The organism is Haloarchaeobius amylolyticus, from assembly GCF_026616195.1.
In the GTDB taxonomy this organism is placed as follows: domain Archaea; phylum Halobacteriota; class Halobacteria; order Halobacteriales; family Natrialbaceae; genus Haloarchaeobius; species Haloarchaeobius amylolyticus.
Window position 1 is genome coordinate 141,688 of sequence record NZ_JANHDH010000004.1, and the last position, 26,817, is coordinate 168,504.

Below are 26,817 nucleotides of genomic sequence, written 5' to 3' on the forward strand. Positions count from 1 at the left end.
CCGAGAACACATTCGATTGCAGGTTAGTGGGACGGTATTACTAAGTCACTGTCGACATCTCAAAACAGCATGAAGAACTTCATTCTCCCTGTTGGACACGACACGCGTCGTGTTACAAGACCCATCATCTCGCATGGAATAGACGCGCATGACACTGTGGTACTCGTCAGACCCAGCGACGATGATGCGCCCGGGGCAGAGGACTCTCGGTCGTCCCAGGCAATTGCAGACATCCGGGATTTTCTACGCGAAATTGAACCGAACGCTGCGCTTGAGGTCGAGCATGTCAGCGTTGATACTTGGACTGAGACGACACTCGCATGTAGTGATCTCATTCAAGCCGCACGAAACCCGATTCTCGGTCTTTGTGGAGGTCCCAGAGACGTCCTGCTCCCGATGACGGTTGCTGGTGTCATTCATGCGAATGAACTTGAATTCGCCTATGTGTTCAGTGATCTCAATCAGAGCGTCGACACATGGACGCTCCCAGATCTCTCCCCATCGATTCCAGAAGTTACGAAGAACACGCTCGGTGCGGTCCACGAACTCGGCCCATGTTCACTGTCAGAGCTCGCTCAGCACACCGACTCTTCAAAAAGTACTATCGGCCGCCACCTCGACACCCTCGAAGAGGCCGGTATCATCGACTCCTGGGCCGAAGGAAAACACCGATACGCGTGTGTAAACGAATCTGCACGCGTCTTGGCTTACAGTGCCCTAGACAACGACTTCGTGGACCTTTAAGAAGAGAGTGTAGAGTCCCGGTCCACGAATGCGAAGTGAGAAACAACGGTAGCAGAAGAATTTATAGCATCGGAGGCGGTATTTCGCACCCCTGTCGCGGTAGGGAGAAAACCCAGAACGGGATTGAAACACTTCAACCCGTGGGGGGAGAACTACGCTCGGCGCGGTCGCGGTAGGGAGAAAACCCAGAACGGGATTGAAACCCCGCAGTGCGGTTGCATGAAGTTCGCCGAACAGCGTCGCGGTAGGGAGAAAACCCAGAACGGGATTGAAACGCCATCATCACGGCGGCCGGGGTGCTGTTCCAGTTCGTCGCGGTAGGGAGAAAACCCAGAACGGGATTGAAACACCGCGACCATCGTGACCACCGCGGCGAGGAACGCGGCGTCGCAGTAGGGAGAAAACCCAGAACGGGATTGAAACTGGTCCTCGCCGCGGGCGGTGATGGTCATCTTTGCGTCGCAGTAGGGAGAAAACCCAGAACGGGATTGAAACCCATCGGCGTCAGTGAGCCAGTAGCGTTGGACGAGGTCGCAGTAGGGAGAAAACCCAGAACGGGATTGAAACCCTTCGTCGAGGTCGACGCGCTCCCAGCGCAGCCCGGTCGCAGTAGGGAGAAAACCCAGAACGGGATTGAAACGCTTGCCGGGCGCTTACATTAACGTTGGTGACGACGTCGCAGTAGGGAGAAAACCCAGAACGGGATTGAAACTTGACCTGTTCGCCGAGTTTGTCCTGCTGCCAGCCGTTGTCGCAGTAGGGAGAAAACCCAGAACGGGATTGAAACCAATCCGGCCACGCGAACGCGATTCGGAACTTGACTGTCGCAGTAGGGAGAAAACCCAGAACGGGATTGAAACACGATGAGTCGGTATCGCTGGTCTTCGTGAAGCTGTCGCAGTAGGGAGAAAACCCAGAACGGGATTGAAACATGGCGTCACTCATGACGTTCAGCCCGATCTCGACGTCGCAGTAGGGAGAAAACCCAGAACGGGATTGAAACCTGGCTGCTGGCATCGCTGGCGTCGTCGCGCTGTGGTCGCAGTAGGGAGAAAACCCAGAACGGGATTGAAACACCTCAACGTCGCGGGGGCCGGGCGTGTCGACGGTCGCAGTAGGGAGAAAACCCAGAACGGGATTGAAACTCCTCGCCCTCGCCGCCGATGGCGATGAACGCGTCGTCGCAGTAGGGAGAAAACCCAGAACGGGATTGAAACTCGCCGTCGAGCACGTCGAGGTAGGTCCACTCGATGTCGCAGTAGGGAGAAAACCCAGAACGGGATTGAAACAGTGCGTCGGTCTCGGACGGGCAGGGGAACAGTGTGGTCGCAGTAGGGAGAAAACCCAGAACGGGATTGAAACACGCTCCTCGTCGGGGGCGTCGTCGGGCTCGTCGGCGTCGCAGTAGGGAGAAAACCCAGAACGGGATTGAAACAAGGCCGACGATAGATTGCTCGAGTATTTGGATTCGTCGCAGTAGGGAGAAAACCCAGAACGGGATTGAAACGTCGCCGATGACTGACATCGACGGCAGCCCGCGCCCGTCGCAGTAGGGAGAAAACCCAGAACGGGATTGAAACGTTCGCCCGGTTCCGTCGAGGGCATCGGCGACGTCGGGTCGCAGTAGGGAGAAAACCCAGAACGGGATTGAAACGCTATCCACGGATACGCTGTGATGTAGTTCCAGCTATGCCAGTAAGTACAATATTCTGACCCTGAGAGCAGGTCTGAAATGGTAGAATTCTCCACCTGACCCATCCAACAATACCGAGTACGACAGCGACTACTTCCTCTACTTCGATATCACGGCTGGAAGTATTTCAGCCGACGCCATTTTGGCAAATCGGAACAGAAAAGCTAGTTAATCGCAAGACATCATCCCTCGATGCCAACCAACGAGATAGCAACCGTAATTTCGGGATAGGTTATCGACGATGTATACGTGATAGTCCTCGATTCCACACAGCATTTTTTCGCCCCCTGAAGGGTGCGGGGCGTTCCTCGAGAGCGCCCTGCAGAGCAGTGATTTCGACAATGGCGACCAGACACATCTACGCGAGTGGTTTCGACGAGTCCGAACGACTTCCGATCGACCTGCCGTGCCCCGAGTGCAACGGCGACCTCGAACGAGAACAGAGACAAACCTACTGTACGGAGTGCGGGCTCGTGGTTCGGGAGTACGAGATCGACCACGGTCCAGACTGGTTCGATGGGCAGAGCCAGAAATCGAACAGGCACGTCGGCTCACCACTGACCCCGTCCAGACACGACAAAGGGCTCTCGTCCGAAATCGCCGAACGGCGAGATGCGAAGGGAAATCGACTCACTGGACGCACCAGGCGACGATTCAGCAGGCTCAGACGCCATCACAGTCAGGCTCGGCAGCCAACGAAGCGGTCACGGAACAGACTCAGAGGGCTCGTCGATGTGCGACGAATCACGAGCACCCTCGAGCTCCCGGCGAGCGTCCGCGACCGGGCAGCGTCCCTGTTCCGAGAGTCGCAGTCCCGAGGGCTCCTGCCAGGCCGCTCAGTCCATTCCTTCACCGCAGCGAGTGTATACGCCGCATGTCGGTGCTTCGACCTGCCACGGACGCTGCAGGAGGTCGAGAGCGTCGCCCGGTGTGATCGCTCCGCCCTCCGAAACGCCTACCGCGTCATGAACATCGAGCTGGGACTAGAAGTGACGCCTCCCTCACCCAGTGCGTTCATCCCGAAGTTAGCCTCCAGATTCGCCGTTTCGAGTTCAACCCGTCACCAGGCAGTTCAATTCGCACAGGAACTCGAGTCCGCGGGGAAAGCGATTGGAAAGCAACCTGTCGGAGTAGCCGCTGCCTGCCTCTACGAAGCTAGCCAGCAGACTGGAGAGAGGCTTGTGCAGACAGAGCTCGCGGACGAAGCCGGTGTGTCAGCGCCGACGATTCGAAAGCGACGAGACGAAATACGTAGCCTCGAAGAGTAATTCAGCTCTCCACCTCCATTCTCCCTATCCCCTGAAGGCGGAGACTAAACACTCCTAACCGGGGTAATACTGGCGAAGACAGCTCCCATAGATGTTTAAGACACCTCGGAACGACACTACCAACATGGCCACGGATCTCACCGAACGGGTTCAAGAAATCGCCGAAGCGCGCGGGATTCCCGAGTCCGAGATCCTCGAACAGGCACTTGAACGAGGGGTCGAGGACCTCTGGGTCGACCTTATCCTCTCCCGATACATCAACGACGAAATCGACCGCGAGAAAGCAATCGAACTCGTCGGTCGTGACCGCGTGAAACGAGCAGACCGCGAACTGCAGGCGGTTGAAGACGATGTGCAGTGGGGACTCAATGCGTGATCCTCGCGGTTTCTGATACCGGCCCTCTCATTCACCTCGACGAAATCGATTCCCTCGACCTACTCTCCACGGTCGACGAATTACTGATTCCACAGACCGTTTTCGACGAACTAGACGCAGGGGGACTCCCACCCGGTCTCATCGAACTCGAATACGAGATTGTCGAAGCAGAATCGGAGCCGCTCGCTGTCGAGTTAGACCCTGGTGAAACAGCAGCAATCGCAATCGCGTCTGAGCGGTCAGCTGTCCTTCTCACGGATGATCTGGAAGCGAGGGAGGCAGCAACCGACCACGATATCGAGGTACACGGCTCAATCGGCATCATCGTGCTCGCGTATTCCCACGGAGAGTTAGACAAAACAGAAGCAGCCGAACGGATGCGGTCTCTCCAGGCAGAAACGAGTCTGTTCATCACGGACGCAGTCGTGGAGAAGGGCATCTCCTTGCTCGAAAACTCGTCCTGAGTACCGGGTTCTTGCAGGCCATCGTGCCACTGTCCTGTCCTGGATGCGCTCCCACGGGATTTTATTACCCCCTGAGGGGTGCGGGGGGCTGAAACGGCCTCTCGTCGATTGTAATGTCGACGAACCCACTCTCCAAACTGAAGTTCCTGACCCGCGTCGGGAAGCGAGCACAGTACGAAGCCTTCGAGTTCGAACTGACCTCGGCAGGCGTTCGCGTCCGTAACTGCAGCCACGCGACCCCGAGCGAGCACGAGTACCTCGTCACCGTCGACGATGGCGTGCCCACCGCGTGCACCTGTCCCGCCGACGCGAACTACGACGGCGCCTGCAAGCACCGCATCGCCGTCGCGATTCGCCGGCCCGTCCTCGAGTCCGCAACTGAAAACCAGCTCGTCGCTGACGGCGGCGCGCGTGCAGTCGACTCTGAGCCTGAGCCCGACGACCCGTCGAACGCGGACTGCGACTGCGATACCCTTCCTGAGGGCAGTCCGTGCTGGCCGTGCTACCGAGACGGCAAGCGCGACTTCGACGACTGACCGCCCACGCCGCTCGACAGCACTGAACTATCTCAACCCATCACCACAATGCACCAACTCATCTACGCACTCGTCCAGGCATCGTCCACCGAACACGCCCTCGCGAACGCCCGCTCCGTCTTCGACACCCTCGTCGGCTCCGGCCCCGCCGAACTCGCCGCCTTCGACTACTACGTCACCTTCGACAACCACGACGCATCCTTCGCCGGCCCCGCCCGCTGGGGCGACCTTCCCGTCGCGGCACGAGCCAGTACCCCCGCCGGCGCCGAACTCATCGACCGCGGCTGGCGCGCCACCCGCGACGAATTCGAACGCAACCTCACCATCGCCAAAGAAGCACTCGCCGAGCTCACCACCGACGAAATCATGCATGACGCCGATCTCGTCAGACACGCCTTCTACAACGTTGGTCGCTACCAGGGCCCCACCATCACCCTCTACGACGAACACGCCTGCGGCATTCGCCATCGTCGAAAACTCAACGCCATTCTCGACACCGAGAACCTCTGGGTCGTCCCCGCCGACGTCCACTACTGACCGACGACTCCCCGCTTCGTGTGGACGACAAATCGTACCTCGAGAGCAGTCCCACTTCGACCATGCAGGTAGTTCTGTTTCCGCGCTGAATCACGACCCGAACTGGCGGCAGCATCGACATTTATGCCAGAATAGTATCACTAGAAATCCCCCGGACTCCATCAGTGCGTTTTCGACGGAAATTCGAGCCAGTATATAAGGGGATTCGATGGGGCACCGGTTTGAGTCTCTTGGGCAAGTTAAAGGTGTGCTGCACATTCGGAATAACCCTGTTACGTGTGGCGATTTGCTGTGCAGCACATTTGGTGGTGTGCAGCAAATCGTGCAGCACACCAATTTCGGGACTGTGGGCGACTACTTTCTCAGGGGGTCGCCACAATACTACCAGATATTTTTCACAACTAGGTTGGGTTGCGAAGAACGTTGACGGCAGGGGTACTGAAGGTATCAGATTACTCGGTGACCTTCCCTTCTCGAGGTTCGTAAATCGGAATGTGCGCCCCGCGGTCACGGAGGGATTTCACTGCGTTCCAGAAGTCATCGCCCTTCGGGTAGTCGCCAGGGTGGTTGATGATTCGCTCCTCGAGTGCGACCACCTGTATCGCGTCCAGACCGTGCATTCCCTTCCGATAGACCCACCCGTCGTGGAGTTGCGCGAGGCGAGTCCCGCTCTCGGACCGTTCCCAAGACGGGTCGAGAGACTTCGACCCATCAGCTCGTTCCTCAGTTACTGTCGACCGGAGCCGGATATCGCTGGGACGGACGTGCTGAATCGCGTCAAGGACGTCCTGGATGTCGTCGGTACTGGTGAGTGATTCGATCGACTCACGGTCTTTAATTGGCTCATGGACTATCTGATCCGGCGCCTGATCCGTGACCGTCGCGAACTCGTCGACGAGTTCGTCGATGAAGTCCTGGCACTCTCTCGTCTGTGCAGGTGTCTCGGCGAGATGCTCGCCGGTCATCGCGATGAACCGGGCCGAGTCGTAGACCTCGATTTCTGCGTTGGGGAAACCAGAATCTGTCGGCAGTGATGCGTCGACGGATTTTACGCCCTCAGGAAGTTCCCCCTGACAGAGGATATGCACGCCGGACCCAGAGGTGGAGATATCGGTATAGCTCTCGGCGCAGTCGATGTGCGTTTGGACGCTTGAGTGAATCGCGCCAGTCTCGGGGTCCCGGACCGAGTCGTAGTCGACGAGCACGTATTGCTCAGTAGGGAATTCGCTACGGTTCCTGATGGTGAACGCCATCTTGTGACCACTGTGTTTCCCTGCCGCGCGGTGAGCAGTCCCGAAGGTCGTCCAACAGTCAGGATCTTGGGCACTCACATACTTATCGGGCCACTCGCTCACCCAGGGGGCTCGCGGGATTTTCCGTCCATCGTCGGTCTCCTTCCAGGTGAGCCACTGTGGATGGTCCTGCATATCAGCAGGGTAGACTGCAGATTCGACCGCGAAACTGGCTCTCTCTTCCTCACGTTCCCTCACCTCCTCTTGTTCAGTAGACGAGGGCCCACCTATCGAGTCTGTCGGGGGTTGCGTTGTGGGACCGTCGTCAACAAACCGTTCGAGTTCCCCACCAACCTCGTCGGGAGCTGGGAGCGGGAGGGGCTCGTCGATATCGCTCGTCGACGAGGGCGTTTCTCCGGGGTCTTCGACAAACCGAGTGTCATCCCCACCAGTGCAAGCATTGTCTTGCCCATCAGGTGAGGACAGAGCGGGAGTCGGCGAGTGGTCGGGTGGCGAGGGGTCTGCCACGAGGCGATGACGAATCGCGGAGAGTTGCTCGATTCGACCCAGCCACCAGTCCTCCCTGCTCTTGACGATACAGTCCCCAGTTCCGAACGCCTTGAGGGTTCCAGAGACGACCGGATACCTGTCGTTCTCGCTGACAGTCCGCGAGCGGGACGCGGCGCTCCCCGACGTACCAGCGCGGCTGTTGCGTCGGACAGTCGTCGACCTGACGCGCTGCCGCTGGTGGCCGACCTCTGACTGAATGTACTCCGTCGTCTTGGGCTCGCCGCCGCTGAAGTAGACTCCCTGGGGGCAGTTCCCGAGGATGCCGTCGCTTCGCTTCCCATACTGGGCTTCGAGCTGGCCCACCGTCTGGATCCCGAGCAAAGCTCTGGCCTGTGCCGACCGCCCACGGGCCGTCAGGACGTGTAACTGCGACAGCGGTGGAAGCTGGTCGACCTCGTCGAGGATGAAGTTCACTGGATTGTCAGACTCCATCGCGAACCGTATCGCCCAGTCCAGGAGCAGCCGGAACATCGGGCCGACCGATTCCATCTCCGTCGCCGCAGAGTCAACGACCAGTACACGACCGCCAGGATTCTCGACGTACTCGCGTATCGAGAACGCACCGGCAGTGGCGAAGTCACCGACGAACACCTGACTGGCGTTCTCGTGGATGGTCTGGTAGACGTTCACCGCCGACTTTCCGGTCTCCGAAACCAGATGTGCCGCGCTCGGTGCAAGGTCGCTGTACTGCTGGAGTCGCTCCTGCATCACTTCTCGGTCGAGTCGGAGGAACTCGACGAGGTCCTCGTGTGTGGGCGTGTCGTGGTTCTCTGCTGCCGGAGGGCCACGGTGGACGTAGCGAAGGGCTGCTTCGAACACCTGCTTCGCCGGTCTGTGGAACGGGTCTGATCCCTGTGGCTCACCGAAAACCGCTCCCGCGAGTTCTCTGAAATCGCGCTCCTTCTCAACGTCTGCGAACAGATTCCAGATACCATCAGCGTCTTCCACGGCGACTCTGAGTACCTCGAAGCCGAGGTCCTCATAGAACGTCTGGAAGTCATCACCGAAGTCGTGTGCGATGACGGCCGTCTCGGCCTCGTAGGGGAACTGGTAGGCGAGAAGCTCGAGTGCGGATGTCTTCCCGCTCCCCGTCTCGCCAATCGCAAGGGTCGACACATCCGGGTCAAGCCTCGGCAGTGCGGAGGCCCCTTCGCTGCCGGTCTTCACTGAAGCCATGGGAGCGATTAATTCGTCCTCGCTCTGGTGGTAAGTGATACTTGAGAGTCCGAAGATTGGCGACTTGTAGCGCAGCACCTGCAGCACCACGCCAGCACCACTCCCGAGTACGAGTCCCCACAGCACCCATCTATCGGCGACCTCAAGGAAGGGGATGCCAACGCCAGCGATCGGTCCCACGGTTTCTATCCAGAAGAGAACCGCGAGTCCGAGTACGTGTGGTGCCACAGCAAGCGCGAGTGGCGAATAGACTCCCGTGAGTAGCCCGTCCCAAGACACGAAGAGTGTGAGGACGCCGAACAGCCCGTAGACGTACCGCCAGCGCCACAGGCGAGTCGAGAGTGGCGCATCCCTGTTGAGCGACAGCCAAGGGAACATCACGGCGATGAGGACCTTTCCAGCCAGCGTGAGAATCTCATCGAAGAAGCCAGCCGGCGGACCTGTCTTCCCACCTGTACCAGTCATCGCTCAGCTCCCCGTTCTGGGGTAGCCGAGCGGGCTGACTCAGCTGTCCTCGATTCCTCCTGTTTCGACGCCTCATCTTCTGCTTCGGAGCGGAGTGCAGTAGGGTCGTACTGCAACGCCTTCTCGGTCTGCTCTTTTCTAGGTCGTTCGATAGTTTGCTTCCTCTCAGCGTTCAGGTCACGCTTCGCCGACTGTTCCTCGAGTCGCTGTGCGACCCGTTGTGGTTCTTTGAACACCTCTCTGGCGAGACTCTCGAAGGACTCGAGGTCAGTGGTATCCATGTAGAGCTGCTCTTTGTGCCCGGTGACCGCCACGTGCGCGTGAGGCGTCTCCTTGCTGTCGTGAACTGCGTAGACGTACTCCGTAGCCTTCCTGTCTGCTCGCCACTCCCGCATGAGTGACCGAACGTTCCGGTCGACTTCGCGGGCGCCGTAGGCAGCTTTCGGGTCTGGTGCGACAATGAAGTGGCGTTCCATGTCGTATCGTTCTGACACCCCGATGAACCGTTCGCGCGCCCGGGCGTCGAGTTCTCGACCGGTGTGATCCCTCACCGGGACTTTCTTCCCGTTGTCCCGGCGGATGTACGCGAGGAGGTCGGCCGCACCACCGCGCTGGAAATCGGTCTTCGTAATCAGAAGTACCACCCGTCATCATCGTCCGTCGACTGCTCGTCCATGTTTTGACGGCTGGAGGGCCGCTCATCGGCTAGGTCCAAGTCGCTGCCGAGTTGATTGGCCTGGTCCCGAACCCGTCGCCGGCCAGCCTGCATCGCGTTCTGGCGTGCCACTTCCCCGTGATTTCCCTTCACAAGTTCCCATGCAGCGACTGAATAGACGCCTGTCTGCAGAATCGCCTCCTCAAGCCCGTTCGTTGCGTCAGTCACCTCGTCGGTTGCGTGTGCAACGAGTTCTTCTATTCGACGCTCGACGGCGGCCTCGTGACCAATTTCGGTCATGAGGTCGTTCTGGACGTGCGCCTCGAGAACCTCGGCGACGTAACCTGACTTCGACTTATTGGCCTCATTTGCCCGTGCCACAACCTCTTGATACAGATCCGTGTCGAGGTATACATCGATCTGGTTATCTCTCCGAGGCATCTTTAAATATAGTTTAAGGAGATATAAAATAAACCTGTCTAAGCCGGGGGCGAAGGTATCCTCAACTTGCTGATAGGTTACCTAGATTGGCGTTATCTGGTATAAATGCATATATTTGGAACTGGGATGGGCTGAAACGAAGTATTTCAGTTCGGTACACTTTGCGATACTGTCCGATATCCCGGTTGGCGCTGTGTGGATTGTCCTATTGAAGTCAATCAGCCCTCTCCCCAGTTTGATACTCCCGGACAGGCGCACTGAATTCGTTTGCTAACCCAACGACAGCATAAACTAGAGGAGTATCGGCAACGGCGATTGCGAGTTTCAGCAGATATTGCCCCACTATCAGTTGAATCGCAATAGAGAGAGGCGTGCCTCCTCCCGTTCCAAGTACGGCCGGCGCCACGACGAACCCGATTCCCACAAAGAGAACAGTGTCGATTGCCTGACTGGTTGCTGTCGACCCGATATTGCGGAGCCACAAATGCTCGCCATGCGTATACGCCTTGATTTTATGGAACACGATGACATCCCAGTTCTGGCTCACGACGTATGCGACGAGACTCCCGATGATGATGTTTGTACTCGCACCGAGGACAGTTTCGAACGTGCCAGGGTCAACTCCTGCCGGACTTGCCGGTGCCGCGATAGTCGACCAGACAAGAGCGAGCAAGACGAAATTCATGCCGAACCCAACGAGAACGAGCCGCTGTGCAGCCTCCATTCCGTAGAGTTCTGCGTAACAGTCACTGGCGAAGTACGTGAGTGCATACGCGAGTGCAGCGCCTGGCAGCGCTAATGTTGCTCCTGTGATTGGAAGACTAAAGGGGAGGGTAAACGCCAGCACCTTCGAAGCGGTGAGTTGGGCAGTCACTATTGCAGTAATGAATAGACCGATTAGCACGACTTCGATGGTCGATTTCGTCGTCGAGTTCATCGCCACACCCCCTCTGGTGCTCTTCGAGTCATATTCAAGGATTATCCCAATGCTATAAAGAATGTCGCCCCATCCTGAAAGTGAAGCACTCGTATATTGCCCAGTTGTGCTGCGATCGCAAACAGGACTGAGGTTCGCCTCTTCAGCCTCACGTCGATATCACATACGAAGGAATCGCCGACAGGATAGAGCACTATCGGGTCCTCCTCAGCATTTAATCCGGGCGACTCCTTCGACCGTCCAATCAGCGTCTTCCGTCCCAATCCAGGTCAATGTTATACTTCGGCCTGCAACGGCGAAGTCAAGCACTCCAGTACCACTGGCTTCGCTGTATTCTACCTCTATAGCCTGCATGAGGAGTCGATATAGAACAGACGGGACGCTTATTCGCAACCGTATCTGAACATGCGTGGAACGTAGAGATACACCTCGAGAGTAAACAATCGTACCTCGTCTTCTCTAGCAATAGCTGAGTCAGCAGTCATCAGAGAGGCCGTGTGGAAGAAGAAGGGAAGGTAGAGAGAAATCGGAACCCCCTGTATCGACACGAGTGAAGCAGGCAACGACGCCACGAGAGCAGCATCGAATCCATCAGCGACCCCCCAGCGCTTCCTCGAGCTGCTCACCACTGCGGTAGCGTCGGCAACCTGCCGTCGGCAACTCGTACCCCCCAGTCGAACGAATTGCAGCACCCTACTTAAACAAGAAACAGGGAACACTTTCGATACCAAGCGGAGTTCCTCTTATAACTCGCAAGCGGCTGACCAAGGCCCGAAAATCACAGTCGAGTTCCTACTCCGTGTCCGACCGCCCTGCCTCGGACTGGCGTTTACGATCGTCTTCATCGAACCCACCAGTCTCACCGGCACGGCGAGCGTTGCTGATCCGTTTCGACGTCGACTCGTACGCAGAGCGAGCTCCTTCCCCACTGTGAGCCATGTCAAGTGACTTCTTCGAGTCCATACCCATCCCCTCAGCAGTGAGTGCAGCATCCTGATTCGCGCCGATGAACAGGAACTCCCACTCGAGTTCTTCTCGACGGTACTCGACCTGGTTCCGGACCGTCTGTTGTGACGTCTCGGACGCGTTCTCTTTGCCGTCAGTCAGTATTACGATCACGACACTCTCTGGTCTGTCAGCTGCGTCGAGTGCCGCGAGGTACGATTCAGTACCATCGATTGCAGTCACGATAGCGTCGTGGAGTGCTGTTCGACCGCTTGGGGTATACGTTTCGGCGTCGAGTTCTGGTGCCTCTTCGATGTCTTCACCGTGGTAGACGCGGTCGACAGAGGAATCGAAGTCGTAGAGGCTGACGGTCGCATTGCCCTCTTCCCCCCGTTGTTCATCCAAGAAGGAATTGAACCCGCCGACGGTGTCGGCTTCGATCTTGGCCATCGAACCTGACGAGTCGAGAACGAAGGTGACGTGTGTGTCCATCTCACTCCAATGAGACTGTCCTACTATAAAAAGTAGAAATCGAGTGGTGAGCAAAGCGAGTATCAGATGAGAGTCAGTCGTTCAATGAGTACTCCGGGCGGGCCCTGCAACTCCAGCGGATGTCGCACTCTGCGCAGGTACCCTCTGAAGGGACATCTTCTGCGTCGATATCGAACCAGTTGTTCGATTCTCTGTCGGTTCGAATCTGGTCGACCGTCTCCTCAAAGTCGCCCAGGGAGTCATGGATCTTCTCGTCGTCGAACGCCAATTCGAAGCGAGCGTCGTCTCGATCTTCTTCGCCGAGGAAGTAGATCACACCTCGGTCAGGGCAGGACTCTTCGTTGTACCGATAGAGTTCAGCGTACGTGTACAGTTGCGCGCGATAATCTGCAAGTTCATCACCTTCATCTGGGCGTTTTCCGGCTTTGTAGTCCCATACCTCACGTTCACCTTGCTTCCCGGCCAGAACGTCGACAACGCCTTCGAGGACGAACTCGTCGCGGTTGCTCTGCAATCGATGCTCCGTGTCCAGGACACGGGGATAGAGAGAGTTCCCCTCCCGCCGATTGAATCGCTGTATGTATTCGAGTGCAGTCTTCTCGGCCTTCTCGGTCATCGGGTAGACGTTCCGAGCCTTCAACGCCTCCGCGACTTCCCTGAAGTAGCTCTTGATGTCCTCATCAGAGGGAACCGTCCCGGCATCTACACCGTCGAGTTCACCTGCATAGTGGCGGTGTGCCCGGTCTAGCGTCTCGTGGACAACTCGCCCGAAGAACAGCTGGGTGACGTGGTTGGGCGTAAAGTCCATGTCGGTGTAGTAGCCATACTGGCGTTTACACCGTCTGTATGCCAGCACGTCCCCGGTGATGCTGTATCGCCGTTTCAACTCCGTTTTCCGGAACGCACCGACCGATCCGTCGATAGACCGTGCGAATTCCGCGGGGTCATCGACGCGGCGTAACCCATCGAACCAATCCGGTGTGAGTGCCTGTCCGGATTCGTATCCAAGTGCAAGGTCATTTGGGGCATCTTCAGTATCCAACAAGAACAGGTCCTCTTCCGCTCGTGAGTACGCGACGTAGAACCGTCGAATCTCGTCACGGGTCGAGCGGGAGTCCTCGTCGCCGAGCGGCGAGATGTCAGCATAGGATGTAAGTTCTTCCTCTATCCAGTACGTCCCACCGAACGTCCACGGTTCACTATCGAGGTCACTCACGAACACGACAGGGAACTCGAGCCCCTTCGCCTGGTGGACTGTCATCACCTGCACGTGTTCAGCTGGAAGTTGGTCGTGCGGGTCCTCGGGTTCGTCGAAATCTGTCGAGTGAAGATACCCACAGAAGAGGTAGTAGAACGAGCCGAGGAATTTGGTAGAGACCGAGTCCGCTCTGGAGGAGGGGTGAAGGGTTGAACGTCCGGAAACACTTGCGAACGAGTCGAATAGTTTGGAGAGTCGTCCGAGCCGCTTCCCACGGGCGGGTTCGTCGTCTCTCTCGATCCATCCCACGAATGGCTCGAACGAGAGGATACGATAGAAGACGTCGAGGAGATTCATCCCGAGAGAATCGTCGGAGTCGGTCTCTCGGATATCGCTCGCCATACGCTCGGTGTACTTTGCAAGCTCAGTCGCGCCATACTGGTCGACGTAATCCTCGAAGTCAGCGTGCCAGTCTTCGATCTGCTCGGTGAGTCGGCCCCAGACCCGTGCCTTCTCCATCCCATCGAGACTGGGGTCGAGGCACCGGACGACTGCACCGAGAGCAAAGCGTATCTCGTCCTGATCGAGGAACGCCTTGTTCCTGGGATTGTGTACCGGGATGTCCCGGTCGCGCAATGCCTCAACGAATCGACCAGCCCACCTGTCTGTCTCCTTCGTGCTCTTGAACAGGAACGCGACCTGACTGTAATCGTCAATGTACCCCACCGACTCTAACTCGTCGACAAGTTCAGCGGCGGTCGAGGCAGGGATGGTGTCTTGCTCGCCCGCCAGTATCGCGCGTACGCTCTCGATATCTTCAGTCCCCTCGCGACCGACCAACATCGGCTCCTTTCCTGCCGCTCGAGCGCCGTCCTGCTGCATCTCTGGATGCTCACCCACATAACGGTTGCACCAGTCGATGATGTCCGTCGTCGAACGGTAATTCGTCTTGAGCTGAACGGTCTCGACTGGCGTCCCGAACCGGGATTCAATTCGCTCGGGGAACTGGATGAGACATTCGACTGTCCCGCCACGGAACCGATAGAGAGCCTGATCATCATCACCGACTACCGTGAGGTTCGGTTCCTTCAGCGTCTCCAGTAACTCGAAGTACAACTCCTGCTGGAGCGGGTTGGTATCCTGATATTCGTCGACAAGGACGTGCTGGAGCGGTGGTCGGTCCCGTTCCGGTTCACCTTCGACGAACCGTCGACCAGCGTCGTGACCGAGGAAGTCGATGAACCGTTCGATAAGGCGCGCGAAGTCACAGCGCTGGTTCTCTCGGAGGGTCTCCCGGTACTTTTCGAGTCCCTCTGCACACATCCGCCATGGGCGTTCGTCGTGGCTGCGAAGCTCGTTCGTCGAGGTCCGATACTGGGAGACACGGTTAAAGAGTTTCGACGCCACCTCGGTCGACTGCCACTTGTTTGGTCCGTATTCCGTTGAAACTCCCCACCCGAACAGTTCCTCGAAGAACTGCCAGTCATCGCTCGTATCGACCCCTCCAGCAGGAAGCCGGTCCCACTCTTCGGCGTCCAGATCCTTCCCCCGCAGGTAGTCGACGAATGCACAGTTGTCGTGCATGAACAGTTGCTGACCGTCTTCGTCGAGCAACTCGACGTTCGCATACTCGGGGTACCTGTACTCTTGCATGATATCGTTACAGAGCGAGTGCAACGTCCCCACACGGAGTTCGTTGGTGTCGACAGCATCCCCGAACCCGACTGCATCAAGTCGGTCGACGATTCGTTCTTCGAGACTCTGTGCGGCCTTTTCGGTGAATGTCGTCAGGAGGATGCTTCCAGGTTCACTTTCGTCCACTAACAGCAGTTTCAGCGTTCTCGCAACCAGAACCTCGGTCTTGCCACTTCCGGGTCCCGCAGTTACGTGGAGTGGTCCACGCCCCTGAAGGATTGCGCGTCGCTGTGCGTCGTTGAATGACCACGAAGGGTCGTCGAAACGCTCGGCGTTGGCGCCCTCCAGTGCTTCGAGAAATTCCTGTTCCGATAGCGGCAGGGCAGTCGAGGGGTGTGCGTCTGAAGTCATTATGAGAAATCTTTGTGGATGGGAGTCGTTATCAGGTCCGTGCCTGAATGGTCCAGATTCGAGCACAGCGGACCACTGTAGCCTTCGGTGAATCAGACTGGTAACGGATGTGTCGTCACAATCCTCTCGCTCGGATGAACTGGGCCAACCAATATAAAGTAGGAATCACGTGGTTCGTGCGATCATTTCTCGTTTAAAACAGGTGGAGTAGTCCAGATTGATGACAGAGGACTCAGGACTCCATGAAGAACCCGAACCAGCCCACGTTGATGGAGGATGGCAACGACCGGAAGAAAATCAAGGTCTCGCTGCCGGGTGGCCGATACCAGCTGTCGCTCAACGACCCGGGTGTGGTCTTGCTCGAAGACGAACTTGGTTACACGAGTGGGGACGTTGTCTCTGATCTTCTCGTACGGATTCTGGTCGCGTGTGGAGACGCATGGTTCCCGAACCAGTCCAACTACCGCAGTATCGTGGCTGATATCGAGGATACGAACGACCCGTCGGCTCACGAGCTTCAGGCTCTCGCTGACTTTCTTCGGTCTCGCAACGTCCCCGAGGCGCGAGCGAAGGTCGTTCGAAATCTCGTAACGACCTCGCCACTTTCCAACCACCTCCAGCCAGACGAAATCGCGGTGAACAAACTACCGACCGCACCGCCCGGGATATTCGATGAATCTGCCTGAGGACGTATTCGACTCCCGCTATCCAGGCAAAGCAACTTCCCGAGCGCTCAAAACGAGGTACAAAATCCCGATATGATTCTAAAACCAGACGATAGGATTCAGGTATCGATCATCGAAGCCAGCCACCGGGGCGTCCGGGGCAACCCCGAGGAGTGGTCCAACATCGAGACCATCGAAGTGGCTTCGAAGGTACCCGGATATAATCTGACTCCCGGCAGTCAGATTCAATCAGTCGTCGAGCGCATCGAAGAGGGCGTCGCGTACGTAACGCAACAGCCCGGTGGGTACCAGAGGCATACAGCTCCGGGTGACCAGATCGAGGTCTCCATCGAGCGCATGGTCGCTGACTCGGTTGGCGAGTCGTCTGCCGGGAGTGCCACGCAAATCGAGCGCCTCATCGTACCCGGGGTCACGCCCCTCGAGCGGGCACGCGTCGAAGTCGCCAAGATGAGGGGCGACCTAGCTTTCGGTCGCGTCGTCGAAACGCTGGAGTCGGGCCTCGACATTGGCGACGAAGTCCGTGCCCAGACCATCAAGGGAGAGTCGAAGGTCACAGTCATCGACAGCAAGGTCACCGTCGATACAGGGCACGAAGCGAAGTGTCAGACCGAGGTGACAGTTCGGGTCGAGGCGATTGGGGATCCAAGTACCGGTATGATAACCGACGCTGGTGACCTCCCGATAGAAGGGACGACTGTAAGTGCGAATGTAACCGAAGGGGAGGAACGAGCAGTCGCGAAGTACAACGGTTTCGCTGTCACCCTCTCGAAGCCGGCACTGGTCTCGGGAACAGTGAGTGTACGGATCACGGAGCGGTCGAATGGTAATCTATTCGGGAGAGTTTCGGATTACAGGGGGAGACTCCCGAGTGCAGGTGACAGCGTCGCAGCAAAGGTGTACGCACACAACCAGACTGCGAGTCCAGCAAAGGGCAGATATACGATACAACTCACGTCGAAGGTGAAGCAATCAGGGAAGGCAACGGTTCACATCACAGGCGTGGGTGAACGCATCTCCGGTGTGGTCGAACAGTACGAGGAGGACGAGGGAGACAGTGATCGCGTCGCAGGCTCGAAGAATCACTTGCTCAATGGGACCAGTCTCTGAACGGATGAGAACCCCGTTCTGAGGGCCCGACCTCCCTGCGGTGAATTTGTCGTAGCTCCTTACTCTCGATATGATTCAGCGGTGTCGATTAGGCGATCGAATACGTCCTTCGAACGGAGCGTTGGGCCGTTTCCGACCATCGTGAGATTTCGGCCACTCGAGAGCATAGAGTAGAGAACGGCCGCATCGTCGAGTGGGGGGCGCACTATCCCAGTATCATTCGCAGTCGCAAAACTAACCACTGCATGGTCAACTATCGTCCCGTCGAGAGACTCGGGCCGTTTGACCGGGACGTCCATTCCACGCTCCATGAGTTCCCGTTTGATTCCGGTGGCGTGGCGCTCGAAGGGGGTGACAACTACATCCGGATCTCTCTGGTCGACGACCTCTGCGACGATCCGCTCAGCGATGCTGTTCGAGAGTAATGCGCGACTGAACTGTGGAAGCTCCGCTGCAACGGCGCGAACGACGACGCTGTGGTGGGACGGAGTGCCACCATCGAGTGGGGTTTTCGACTCAAGGTAGAGGCTCTCGTCGTCGAGGACGACGACCGACTCTGACTGTAGTGCGGTCGCATCAAGTTCGATTCGATTCTCGAATAATTCGTGTGCAGCCATCGGTGATAATGGCGTGTCCGTGACGTCGAACACGAGTCGTTTGCCAGAACCGCTCGCAGCTGGCACGGTCGACTCGAGTTCGACGGTCTCGAGCACGGTCTCTTCGTCACCCTGAACGCTCAGGAACGCAAGGTCACCATCGAGGGCCTCCCACGGTCCGTCACGATAGAACTGTCGGAGAGCGGGTGGTGCCTCGCCTGAGATCTGGAGACTGACGGCATCGCTCGTGGGGAACGACCTGTATCGTTCGAACTCGGTCTCGAAGTAGCCGTCCAGGTTCGCGCCTGCCGCGGCACTGCTGAGAATGTCGGGACCGGTACGGCGAACGTCGCCAACAGCAATCACCCGGTCTGCGATATCAGACAGGAATTCGTACTCGGGTTCTGTGAGGCGCTCGGCGCCGAGGATGACCAGCGAGTCGAAAAAGTTCGACGTGTGCTCACGGTCGCTGAATGGAGCGGTCTGCAGTCGGTGGAAGAACTCGCGGATGCCTCCGGGCCCGGCCTTGCTCGTCGCCTGTTGTACGGTCGAAACTATCGAGCGCGAATCCAGGAGACGAGTCTGGATCTGGTGATAGCCATCGTCGTTCTGGATGGTTCTGTCTCCGCCGGTACCGTCCAGTCTGTAGTGATCACCAGCAGGTTGACCGGCAACGGCACTTTCGACCAGTTCGGGACGCGTTCCGAGGACGAGAGTCCGACACTCGCTATCAGGGATAGTCGTTTCTTCATCGAGAAGGGGGTGTGGGGCAGTGACCAGTGACCGGACGATCTCTGCGATGGATTCGTGCCGGTTCGTGCTGACCGGCACGTCGACGAACACCTGTTCGCGGTCCAGATACTCTGGGAGAGAGGCGGGGTCGACTGTCTCTGGGACGCCCTGGGTGGTTTCGTCGTCTCGCGTCGTCTGTCTCGGTTCCCCTTCGTTCCGCCGTTGCGCAAAGTCGAGGTATGGTAAGTACCGGTCCTGTACCGACTCCACGCTGAACGTATATCGGGCTCTCGCAGGAGCTCCGTCCCCGAGGAATTGGGCGAGACTGACGCTGTCATCCAGCGGCCCGAACAGATACTCGCCGTCGGTCACCCCGTAGAACACTGCTCTTCCCCGTACATCCACGGATGGACGCTCGAGTTCGACCACATCTCCAGGCTCGAATGCCGGGACAACTGGGTTTGCAGACGTGAATCGAATCACTGTGCCCGCAGCTGTTGCTCCGACGCATTCCAATTCGGAGAGTAGGTACCCAGCTTCGGAGAGGACATCGTCGTCGAGTTTATCCACAATGCGTTTCGCGCTTTTCCGGGCGGATTCCTCAGCACGGAACGCGGTTCGAACGCTCTCGTAATGGTCGATCACATCCGGAATTCGGTATTGGGTCCGCTGGTCGCACGAGTCGAACAGTGAACACTCGGAGGTGAGTTCGCCGGTCGTATCGTAGCATGGCCATCGGCGTTCGTTCTGACAGTGGTACGTGCACGCGGGGGGGAGTGCATCATCCGGGCCTGACAGCCACTCATCTCTCGCGAACGCACAACCCTCGCAGTCTCGATTGTACGTCGACGGCGGCGCGAAAGCATCACCAGTCGCGATGACATCGTTTCGGGCGGTCAGAAACGCTTCGACATCGTCCATGGTGAGAGTAACTTCTTCGAACCGAACCGAATCGTCTGGTGTGTTCGGATAGACGATTTCTCCCGAGAGCCCGTTCGAAATCGCCTCGTTGAACGAGGCCCCTGGCTCGATACGTTCCATGAGGAGGCCGAACAAGTAGAGTTTCACCTGCCGACTATGTTTCTCGACGAGGTCTTGACTCGGGTTCCGTGTCGTCTTGATATCGAGCGGAACGTCGTCAAGGATGATGTCGACTCTCCCCGCATAGCCGAACTCCTGCGAGAGGAATCGTTCGGCATCAATGGACTCAGCGGCGTCGATACGCTCACAGAACTCTTCGTTCTGGAACAATTTGGACACTGCCTCCTTGACGTGCTCCTTGACGTCTAGCCCGGCCCCAGCTATGATTAGCAACGCCTGTCTGAACCCGAACTCCGAGTCGAACATCGACTCGCAGAACTCTTCGATGTCCTCCTCGGTCCACGACCTGGCACGGAACCTGTCTTCGTGGTTCTGTAATCCCAGTTCTACAGCTTTGTGGATTGCATCTCCACGAAACCGATTTATTTTGTCACTGGTCCCCGAATCGAACTTGTCTCCAGGGTACACCTGCTTGACGTATCGAAGGTAGTATTCCCGTGGACAGCGGTCTTGCGTCCGGAGTTTGCTCTTGCTGATGAGTTTATCTGGTGTCCGAATGACGAACGACGTCACGTTCAGATACAGTGCGCCATCGCTCTGGCGCCGGTTCGGAATTGCTCGCACGAGGAGTTCTTCACCTCGCTGAAGAGACCCACCCTCTTGACCGCCGTGTTCGAGGTCTTCACCAGTTGGGATATCAAGCGTCGAGAGGACGTAGGGTGCCGTCCGTTCGAGGGTAGCGTGTGCAGTCGATTCTTCGGTCCAGAACGAGAGGAAAACCTCCTCATCGGTGTCGTGGTACGGATCGTCGATATGGTAAACCGTCTTCTTTCCACCAGTTTCACCCGGGAGTGGCTGGCTCTGGACACGGCACCGGATAGTCTGTTCGTCTCCTGGCGATTCGCCGACTTCCTCTAGAACTGTCGATAACGACGTGATCATTGGGTTAACACCGCCGCAAGTAGCCGTCTATTCAGCTGTGCTTCCTGTTGGCCGGTGCCGTGAAGACAGAGACCCGGATCAGTTTTCAGACAGTCCGGGCACGCAGTGACGCACTGGACAGTGAGCTCTCCAAGGCGCTCACCGAGTTCAGCGATGTCTCGCCGGCCGGAATCGTTGGCGAAGCGATCGTACGTCGTCTTGATACTGGGATCCGTGAAAACGTGTCTGTCCAGATGCAGCGCCAGATCGACGACGCGGGGCACTCGTCCGACAACTTCCTCGACACTCTCGTACTCACTGGCGACATACGAATAGAACTCGGCGAGTTCCCGTGTCTCGAACAGGCTCTGAGTGCGTTGCTCGACATAGGACACGAGGTCGTCGACCGAATACCCGGTCTTTCCGTCGATCCAGGACTCTATGGTCTCCCTGACCAGTGAGAGGAAGTCTTCGTGGTCGTTCCGATAGATATCGTACAGTGACCCATCCGGATAGGATGCGAGTAAATCGATTGTCGCACGGTCAGCTGTCGCCGAGTGACACCGTGCCTGGGCCGCGAGCCCAGATTCGATGTCTGGTGACTCTTCTCGCAGGTGTCCGTGAACCTCCTTTGCGATACCGGCTCCACCCTGTATTGGGTCGTACACTGCAATCCGTGCGGTGTTAGAGTCTTCCTCCTGGAATTTCAGGTCATACCAGAGTTCGAACGAGGTCCCGGACCCGGTGAGGTCGTTCGACCATGTCGAGAGGGCATGCTCGGCAGAATGAACGAACACGCGTTCGGCGAAATTCATGAGCAGTTCGTCGTTCCGAGAGCGAGCGAGCAGTTCCGCGAGCGGTCCGGGGTTCTCTTTGACAGTCGAATGGACATCGGAGACAGCCCGGTCCTCATGACCGAGGATTCGAAGATGACGCGATGAGTCGTCCGGCAGCAGTCGTTCGATGTTCCTCGCGAGCCGGGTCCCGGGTAGTCCGAACACGCCCAGGTCCTCATCCTTGACCTCTCGCTGCCAGTAATCAACGCCCATGAGGTGCTCTACGAGCGGGTCGATAGCGAAGACGTGGTCGATGGCTTCCTCGTGGAAGAACAACCGCTTCCAGATGTTTGACTCCAGTAGTGCAAACTGGAGGTCTCGTTTGAGGCGTGGATGGGTCTCCAGAGCGTGTTCGATGCGGGACCGAATCGTGTCGCGGTCGAGTTCGAACGTCAATAGCTGGCTTCGCTCGTGACTGGCGACAAACGCGTCAGTGTCGTCTGCCTCGTTTCGGTACCGCACCGTCTCTGTTCGGGTGCGAGTACCATTCCGTGGATACAGTGTCAGTAGTGAAGCGTAGTAGCACCGGACGAACTCACGCTGGTCGTCGAAGGAGAATCCGGCGATAAGTTCTGAACTGTCGACATCCGCCAGGTCGGCATCGAATGGTTCTGGTGAGTGTTTGAACCAGAGGTAGTTCGTCGTCGGGTCAGATGAAAGGTCCTCGGACGCCATCGGTGGGTTCCCGATCCATGGGAGTCCTTTCTCTGGAATCCATACGTACGATGGGTTCCCCTTGTCTTCTTGCGTCACGCGAACCGACAGCGGTTCGTACACACGAACAGCCTGTGGGTCGAAATCAGGTTCAGTGTAAGCAACATCAGAGACATCCCCCAGAAGCTCTGTCAGTGGATACGAATCCGCCCAGTCGAACATCGGGCCAATATCTGCATGGCCGGGTTTCGACTGGTGGTCCCAGGCACCGCGCCACAGATCGAAGTTCCCCCATCGCTTTTTGTACCCACCGGGAAGGAAATTGTTCAACATCTGATTGAGGTTCTCTCGTGCGAGCGTCTCTTCGGGGTCTCTGTCACTGTTCACGACCGTGACTGACCCACCAATCTCTTCGGGGATGAACGTCCCTGTTACGACAAACGGAGTCTCAGCGAGAGGATCCGCACTGTAGATGCCCGCCAGATCCAGATAGCCGTACTTGTCGTCTTCGACGTAGCTCCGGATACCCTGGAGTCTGGCAACACGGAGGGGATCGTCCAGTTGTTTGCCTGCTTCTTCTTCCTCGGTCATCGACCATCACCCACCTTCTCGATCTGCTCGTCGATTTCCTGCAATGCAGACTCGCCTCCGGACTCGACCATCCGTGCGAAGAACTCCCAGTAAGCTTCCTCGGAGGTGTCGTCGATTTCCTCATCGAGATAGTCGAGATACCGCTCGAACTGGGCGAGCACTTCCTCGATTTCATCCGAATCGTCCCCGAATGTCTGCGAAAGCCAGATCGAGAGTTCTTGTCGATGCTTTTCGAACATCTGGCGCAGATACCCGATGTCAGGCCCTGTCGCGCTCTGGGTGCCGCTGAACAACCGTTGTGCGTCGACTCTGTCAGTGACGTTGAAATAGTCCAGCAATGACGCAGTCATGTGCTCCGCCCGAATGAATCGGTTGTTCTCGTCGAGCGGAATTTCAAGGTGCTTGTCGCTTGGGTCACTAAGATAGTTCGAGTGGTGGAAATAGTAGGAGTCGGTCGGGGTCGAGCCGAGCACGACAACAGTGATCGGTTCGTCACGCGCGTCGCGCCCGCCCCGCCCTTTCCGCTGAAGAAACCCGGGAACGTTCCGGGGTGCACGGTACTGGAACGTTCCGATGATGCTCGCGTGGTCGAAACCAACCTCGAGCGCGCTCGTCGTGATGAGCTGGTCCCAGTCGTCTCCTGCGGGGGCTTCCGAGCCTGCTCGTTTCGTTCGGCCACTCTTGTGGATCGCGACAGTCATCTCCTCCAGGTCCATCTCCCGGTCTCGCATCGTCCACCAACACTCTCCATCCTGGTAGACTGGGCAGGGATTGACGTTCGGGTTCGGCGGCATCGACTCGCAGACAGCAGTTTCCTCGTACTCGTCGTCGGTAGCGCCCCGGAACAGATCGCGTGGACAGTCTGGGTTGTTGCCGCGGTCCCCGAGAATCGCGTCGGGCATCCGAAACTTGTACAGGCCATCGTTCTCGGCTTCTTGTACATACCCACCGAGTCGACTCACAGAGTCGATAGAGTCGACGAACCCGAGCACCCGGTCCTTGTTGTCGTCGAGTCCGGGACGGTCCCCTGCGCGTTCTTTTCGCATCGTATGGAAGAACGCGAACGCAATCTGGATCATGCACGAGAGGTTCGTTGCTGTCGACTGGCTCACCTCGCTCCAGTCCTCGCTCGGTTCGTACATTGAATCGCCGACCGGAATCCGGACCTCGCGAGGGTCCGTCGCTTTCACGAAGAGGAAGTGCTCACGACTGAGTGTATCCTGTTCTTCATCAGTCGGGTTGATTCGGACTGCTTCTTTCGTGTCGAAGATACGTCGAGTGAAATCCTCGGCGTTGTTAATGGTTGCACTGGATGCGACCAGAGTCGGGGATTGCTGTGAGGCCTTCTTTCGGAGTGCTTGCTTGAACCGCCGCACCACGTTCGAGACGTTCATTCCGGCCTGGTCCGTGTAGATGTGGACCTCGTCTAGGACAAGAAACTTTGTCGGGTACGGGTGGTCCCAGAACGCTTCACGACCGTAGTTGTCCATCATGCGTCGGTGAAGCGAGTTCTGAGTGGTCACGATGACATCAGCCGATGCTGCTCGGTCCACGGTGACGTACTCGACAGTGTGTGAACTATCCGCAGAGCATTCGAAGTGCTTTTCTTTGTATTCGTCAGGAACCGAAAGCTCGCCGTCGCAGTGAGGACAGTCGAGGGTGACCTGCCGCCGGCTACTGTGCTGGATGCTAAGGGTCAGCGGTGCATCCTCGAAGGACGCATCGAGTGCCCCCTCTAGCCGGTTCAGCTCGGTAATGTAGTCGAACGCACGCTCGAACTGGTTGTTACAGAGGTCCCGGCGCGGGTAGGTAAGCAGTGCCTTGTTCCCACTGATGTTAGCTTTCTCTGCAGTGAGACAGTATGCCAGCGTTGGGAAGAGGAACGCCTCGGTCTTGCCTCCCCCAGTACTGGCAGTGACGACGTGTGAGCGGGACTGCTCCGATTCGGCAGTGACGGCATCAAGATACAGGTCTTTGAACGCACGTGCCTGATACGCGGCTAGCGAATCGAAGTCCTCCGTCAGACCGTCGTCGAAGAACTCACTCATCGTCTCCATCGTTTCGTGGACGAGGTTGCGCCAATCCGGCCCAGCAGCATCAACGAGTTCCCACGCACCGTCGACAGACTCGTCGCGTACACGTTCGTTGATCTTCCGGATTGGTCCCCTGAAGCGGGTGGCCTCGGGTTCTTCCCGACCCATAATCGGCTGCTTGCGGTCGGCAGACGCCATCTTGACCATCTTGACGAGGTTAGGCGTGAACGAGTAGTGCGCGTCCTTTCTGATGCGCTGCCTGATGAGCGCGAAGTACCGTGCCATCTCTGCGACGTGGGTCCTGACCTCCTGCCGGGTCCCGACGTACAATAGTTGACCGTCTTCAACGAGCTGTTCGATAAGCCGCTGGAATAGCTCGCGCGCGATTGTTTCTTCACCCAGGTCGATGGTGTCAACCACGAGTTCATCGGATTGCAAAACCTCGGTCACGAATTCACTGTCGGGATTACAGTGTTCGTCGACGAACGCTTCGTAGATCACTGAGAGTGCCGCCGTGCCGTCGTAGTTGCCCGCATTGATTTTTCTCTGGCACTCGTCCGTGACCGCATCCACGACGCTGTCCTCTACTTGTTGGTACACAGCCCGTTTCTCACGGAACGTCTGCCAGGCACGGTCGATAGTCTGCAGGTCGGCAGTTGAGGCGTCAGAACTCATTGCTCGAAGTGGATTGTAATATCTGTAATCGTTCCGTCATCGTACAGTGTAGTGATATGGTCGAGAAGGTCATCGATATCAAACTCAGTCGCAGCAGCCGTTCGCATGACACTCCCATCGTGTTCCGCCAGTAGACGCTTGACGCGGCCTGCCGTTGATTGTGCTGCTTCACCAGTGAGTGCCTCCCCGATCTCTTCCAGAAGCCGAGATGAATCACCACGTGCGACACATTCGTCTATATTCGCCTGGATCGATAAATCAGTATCACGAATCGTACTGGCCAAGGCTGACGCCAGGGCGTGGCTTGCGTACGAGCGGGCGGTGGTGTAATGCAACATCAGCGCACCCTCGAAGGCAACACTCGCATCATCGACAGCACCTTCGTCGCGAGATTTTGCCTGCTCAACTCGTTGCTTGACGAGTTTCAGCCCATCCGCAAACGAGGTCCGGTCGTCATTCTCGTCTCCAAGCGCACTGAGAAATTCGTGGATTTCTGGGAGCAATTCCTCTGTGTGCTCGACCAGTACTGTCGCGTATTCGCCGTCTAGGTGTCGCGCTCTCGTCTCGTGCCGCATCGCCATCAATTCGGCTTCCAATTCGTCGATATCGATTCGTTCACTACTCGCGATCCGTTCATGACGGCCAGTCTCGACAAGTTTCGTCAGTATCGCATAATTCTGTTCGATAGCTGCTGTCGATGGCCCGTCTTCAACCGAATCGACCAACTCCCACTCCTTTTCGAGTCGGCGAACGTCGGATTCGATGACGGTCTTCTGGTGTTCCGTTAGAGCAGATAGTACCCCAGAAAGAGCCTCGATACGTCCTGAAACACGTTCTGCGATTTCGACGTCTTTCCCGTGGACGTCCAGTCTGTCATCAAGTTCTTCGAGTTCCCGCTCGAAGCTCGACAAGGCGTCGACGATACTGTGTGGTACTGTTTCGGTCTGTTCTAACGCCTGGTACCGGGCCCGTGCAGCCGTCAGCGACTCCCGTGCGTCGTCAAGAGTAGATTCGAAAGTATCTGTGACAGATTCCATCTCGTAACAGTATACCAACAGCCAACTGCGACAGTCATAATAAATCTAGTTGCCAGTAACCCGGAGACAGAGGTTGGAAATTTCTATTCTCCCAACGTTAATATCCCTAGACGCCCAATCTCTAGTTGGCGCC

Annotated in this window: 18 protein-coding genes and 1 CRISPR repeat array; of the genes, 8 read left to right on the forward strand and 10 right to left on the reverse strand. The window is 57.4% G+C overall.

The window, feature by feature from the left end; all coding sequences use genetic code 11:
• Positions 1-69: 69 nt before the first annotated feature.
• The 6 genes from csa3 (at position 70) to NOV86_RS22045 (ending at position 5,618) form a co-directional block, all read left to right on the forward strand.
• Entirely contained in the window at positions 70-744 is a 675-nt protein-coding gene (gene csa3 / locus NOV86_RS22020; RefSeq protein ID WP_267643997.1) for a CRISPR-associated CARF protein Csa3, read from the forward strand.
• Positions 745-837: 93 nt separating this feature from the next.
• Positions 838-2,398: direct repeats of the CRISPR family, unit length 37 nt; unit sequence GTCGCAGTAGGGAGAAAACCCAGAACGGGATTGAAAC.
• 380 nt (positions 2,399-2,778) lie between these two features.
• On the forward strand, positions 2,779-3,705 hold the full coding sequence (locus NOV86_RS22025) for a transcription initiation factor IIB (RefSeq protein WP_267643998.1): 927 nt from the start codon (positions 2,779-2,781) through the stop codon (positions 3,703-3,705).
• A gap of 124 nt (positions 3,706-3,829) precedes the next feature.
• Positions 3,830-4,081: a histone H3 family protein gene (locus tag NOV86_RS22030; protein ID WP_267643999.1), complete on the forward strand. Its 252-nt coding sequence runs from the start codon at positions 3,830-3,832 to the stop codon at positions 4,079-4,081.
• Positions 4,078-4,545, forward strand: a complete 468-nt coding sequence (locus NOV86_RS22035) for a PIN domain-containing protein (RefSeq protein WP_267644003.1) — start codon at positions 4,078-4,080, stop codon at positions 4,543-4,545. Before NOV86_RS22030 ends, NOV86_RS22035 begins: the two co-directional genes overlap by 4 nt.
• 113 nt (positions 4,546-4,658) lie before the next feature.
• Positions 4,659-5,081, forward strand: coding sequence for an SWIM zinc finger family protein (locus NOV86_RS22040; protein ID WP_267644004.1), 423 nt, complete (start codon positions 4,659-4,661; stop codon positions 5,079-5,081).
• 48 nt (positions 5,082-5,129) lie between these two features.
• Positions 5,130-5,618: a DUF7995 family protein gene (locus NOV86_RS22045; protein WP_267644005.1), complete on the forward strand. Its 489-nt coding sequence runs from the start codon at positions 5,130-5,132 to the stop codon at positions 5,616-5,618.
• Between the two features lie 452 nt (positions 5,619-6,070).
• On the opposite strand, the gene NOV86_RS22050 is transcribed toward NOV86_RS22045, so the two are convergent.
• The 6 genes from NOV86_RS22050 to NOV86_RS22075 form a co-directional block, all read right to left on the reverse strand.
• Positions 6,071-9,061, reverse strand: coding sequence for a type IV secretion system DNA-binding domain-containing protein (locus NOV86_RS22050; protein WP_267644006.1), 2,991 nt, complete (start codon positions 9,059-9,061; stop codon positions 6,071-6,073).
• Positions 9,058-9,705, reverse strand: a complete 648-nt coding sequence (locus NOV86_RS22055; RefSeq protein WP_267644007.1) for a hypothetical protein — start codon at positions 9,703-9,705, stop codon at positions 9,058-9,060. Before NOV86_RS22055 ends, NOV86_RS22050 begins: the two co-directional genes overlap by 4 nt.
• Entirely contained in the window at positions 9,693-10,157 is a 465-nt protein-coding gene (locus NOV86_RS22060; RefSeq protein WP_267644009.1) for a hypothetical protein, read from the reverse strand. Before NOV86_RS22060 ends, NOV86_RS22055 begins: the two co-directional genes overlap by 13 nt.
• A gap of 214 nt (positions 10,158-10,371) precedes the next feature.
• Positions 10,372-11,094, reverse strand: coding sequence for a queuosine precursor transporter (locus NOV86_RS22065; RefSeq protein WP_267644010.1), 723 nt, complete (start codon positions 11,092-11,094; stop codon positions 10,372-10,374).
• Between the two features lie 792 nt (positions 11,095-11,886).
• On the reverse strand, positions 11,887-12,531 hold the full coding sequence (locus NOV86_RS22070) for a vWA domain-containing protein (RefSeq protein ID WP_267644011.1): 645 nt from the start codon (positions 12,529-12,531) through the stop codon (positions 11,887-11,889).
• A gap of 73 nt (positions 12,532-12,604) precedes the next feature.
• On the reverse strand, positions 12,605-15,775 hold the full coding sequence (locus NOV86_RS22075; protein ID WP_267644013.1) for an ATP-dependent DNA helicase: 3,171 nt from the start codon (positions 15,773-15,775) through the stop codon (positions 12,605-12,607).
• 242 nt (positions 15,776-16,017) lie between these two features.
• Here NOV86_RS22075 and NOV86_RS22080 point away from each other — a divergent pair, with 242 nt between their 5' ends.
• A complete protein-coding gene (locus NOV86_RS22080) occupies positions 16,018-16,461 on the forward strand; it encodes a hypothetical protein (protein WP_267644014.1) in 444 nt (147 codons plus the stop codon).
• A 72-nt stretch (positions 16,462-16,533) separates the two neighbouring features.
• Positions 16,534-17,568 (forward strand): hypothetical protein, encoded by a 1,035-nt coding sequence (locus NOV86_RS22085; protein ID WP_267644016.1) that lies wholly within the window; start codon positions 16,534-16,536, stop codon positions 17,566-17,568.
• Positions 17,569-17,627: 59 nt separating this feature from the next.
• On the opposite strand, the gene NOV86_RS22090 is transcribed toward NOV86_RS22085, so the two are convergent.
• From NOV86_RS22090 to NOV86_RS22105, 4 genes are read right to left on the reverse strand one after another with little or no spacing between them, the layout of a single operon-like run.
• Positions 17,628-20,879 (reverse strand): PD-(D/E)XK nuclease family protein, encoded by a 3,252-nt coding sequence (locus NOV86_RS22090; protein WP_267644018.1) that lies wholly within the window; start codon positions 20,877-20,879, stop codon positions 17,628-17,630.
• Entirely contained in the window at positions 20,876-22,939 is a 2,064-nt protein-coding gene (locus NOV86_RS22095; RefSeq protein ID WP_267644020.1) for a hypothetical protein, read from the reverse strand. Before NOV86_RS22095 ends, NOV86_RS22090 begins: the two co-directional genes overlap by 4 nt.
• Entirely contained in the window at positions 22,936-25,647 is a 2,712-nt protein-coding gene (locus NOV86_RS22100) for a DEAD/DEAH box helicase (protein WP_267644021.1), read from the reverse strand. The genes NOV86_RS22095 and NOV86_RS22100 overlap by 4 nt, the downstream gene beginning before the upstream one ends.
• A complete protein-coding gene (locus NOV86_RS22105; RefSeq protein WP_267644023.1) occupies positions 25,644-26,684 on the reverse strand; it encodes a hypothetical protein in 1,041 nt (346 codons plus the stop codon). Before NOV86_RS22105 ends, NOV86_RS22100 begins: the two co-directional genes overlap by 4 nt.
• Positions 26,685-26,817 lie beyond the last annotated feature (133 nt).

Coding starts and splice junctions, on each gene's coding strand:
- NOV86_RS22070 (WP_267644011.1), bottom strand. CDS start 12,531: ATGGACACACACGTCACCTTCGTTCTCGACTCGTCAGGTTCGATGGCC.
- NOV86_RS22105 (WP_267644023.1), bottom strand. CDS start 26,684: ATGGAATCTGTCACAGATACTTTCGAATCTACTCTTGACGACGCACGG.
- NOV86_RS22045 (WP_267644005.1), top strand. CDS start 5,130: ATGCACCAACTCATCTACGCACTCGTCCAGGCATCGTCCACCGAACAC.
- NOV86_RS22050 (WP_267644006.1), bottom strand. CDS start 9,061: ATGACTGGTACAGGTGGGAAGACAGGTCCGCCGGCTGGCTTCTTCGAT.
- NOV86_RS22095 (WP_267644020.1), bottom strand. CDS start 22,939: ATGACCGAGGAAGAAGAAGCAGGCAAACAACTGGACGATCCCCTCCGT.
- NOV86_RS22085 (WP_267644016.1), top strand. CDS start 16,534: ATGATTCTAAAACCAGACGATAGGATTCAGGTATCGATCATCGAAGCC.
- NOV86_RS22100 (WP_267644021.1), bottom strand. CDS start 25,647: ATGAGTTCTGACGCCTCAACTGCCGACCTGCAGACTATCGACCGTGCC.
- NOV86_RS22080 (WP_267644014.1), top strand. CDS start 16,018: ATGAAGAACCCGAACCAGCCCACGTTGATGGAGGATGGCAACGACCGG.
- NOV86_RS22025 (WP_267643998.1), top strand. CDS start 2,779: ATGGCGACCAGACACATCTACGCGAGTGGTTTCGACGAGTCCGAACGA.
- csa3 (WP_267643997.1), top strand. CDS start 70: ATGAAGAACTTCATTCTCCCTGTTGGACACGACACGCGTCGTGTTACA.
- NOV86_RS22090 (WP_267644018.1), bottom strand. CDS start 20,879: ATGATCACGTCGTTATCGACAGTTCTAGAGGAAGTCGGCGAATCGCCA.
- NOV86_RS22075 (WP_267644013.1), bottom strand. CDS start 15,775: ATGACTTCAGACGCACACCCCTCGACTGCCCTGCCGCTATCGGAACAG.
- NOV86_RS22040 (WP_267644004.1), top strand. CDS start 4,659: ATGTCGACGAACCCACTCTCCAAACTGAAGTTCCTGACCCGCGTCGGG.
- NOV86_RS22060 (WP_267644009.1), bottom strand. CDS start 10,157: ATGCCTCGGAGAGATAACCAGATCGATGTATACCTCGACACGGATCTG.
- NOV86_RS22065 (WP_267644010.1), bottom strand. CDS start 11,094: ATGAACTCGACGACGAAATCGACCATCGAAGTCGTGCTAATCGGTCTA.
- NOV86_RS22030 (WP_267643999.1), top strand. CDS start 3,830: ATGGCCACGGATCTCACCGAACGGGTTCAAGAAATCGCCGAAGCGCGC.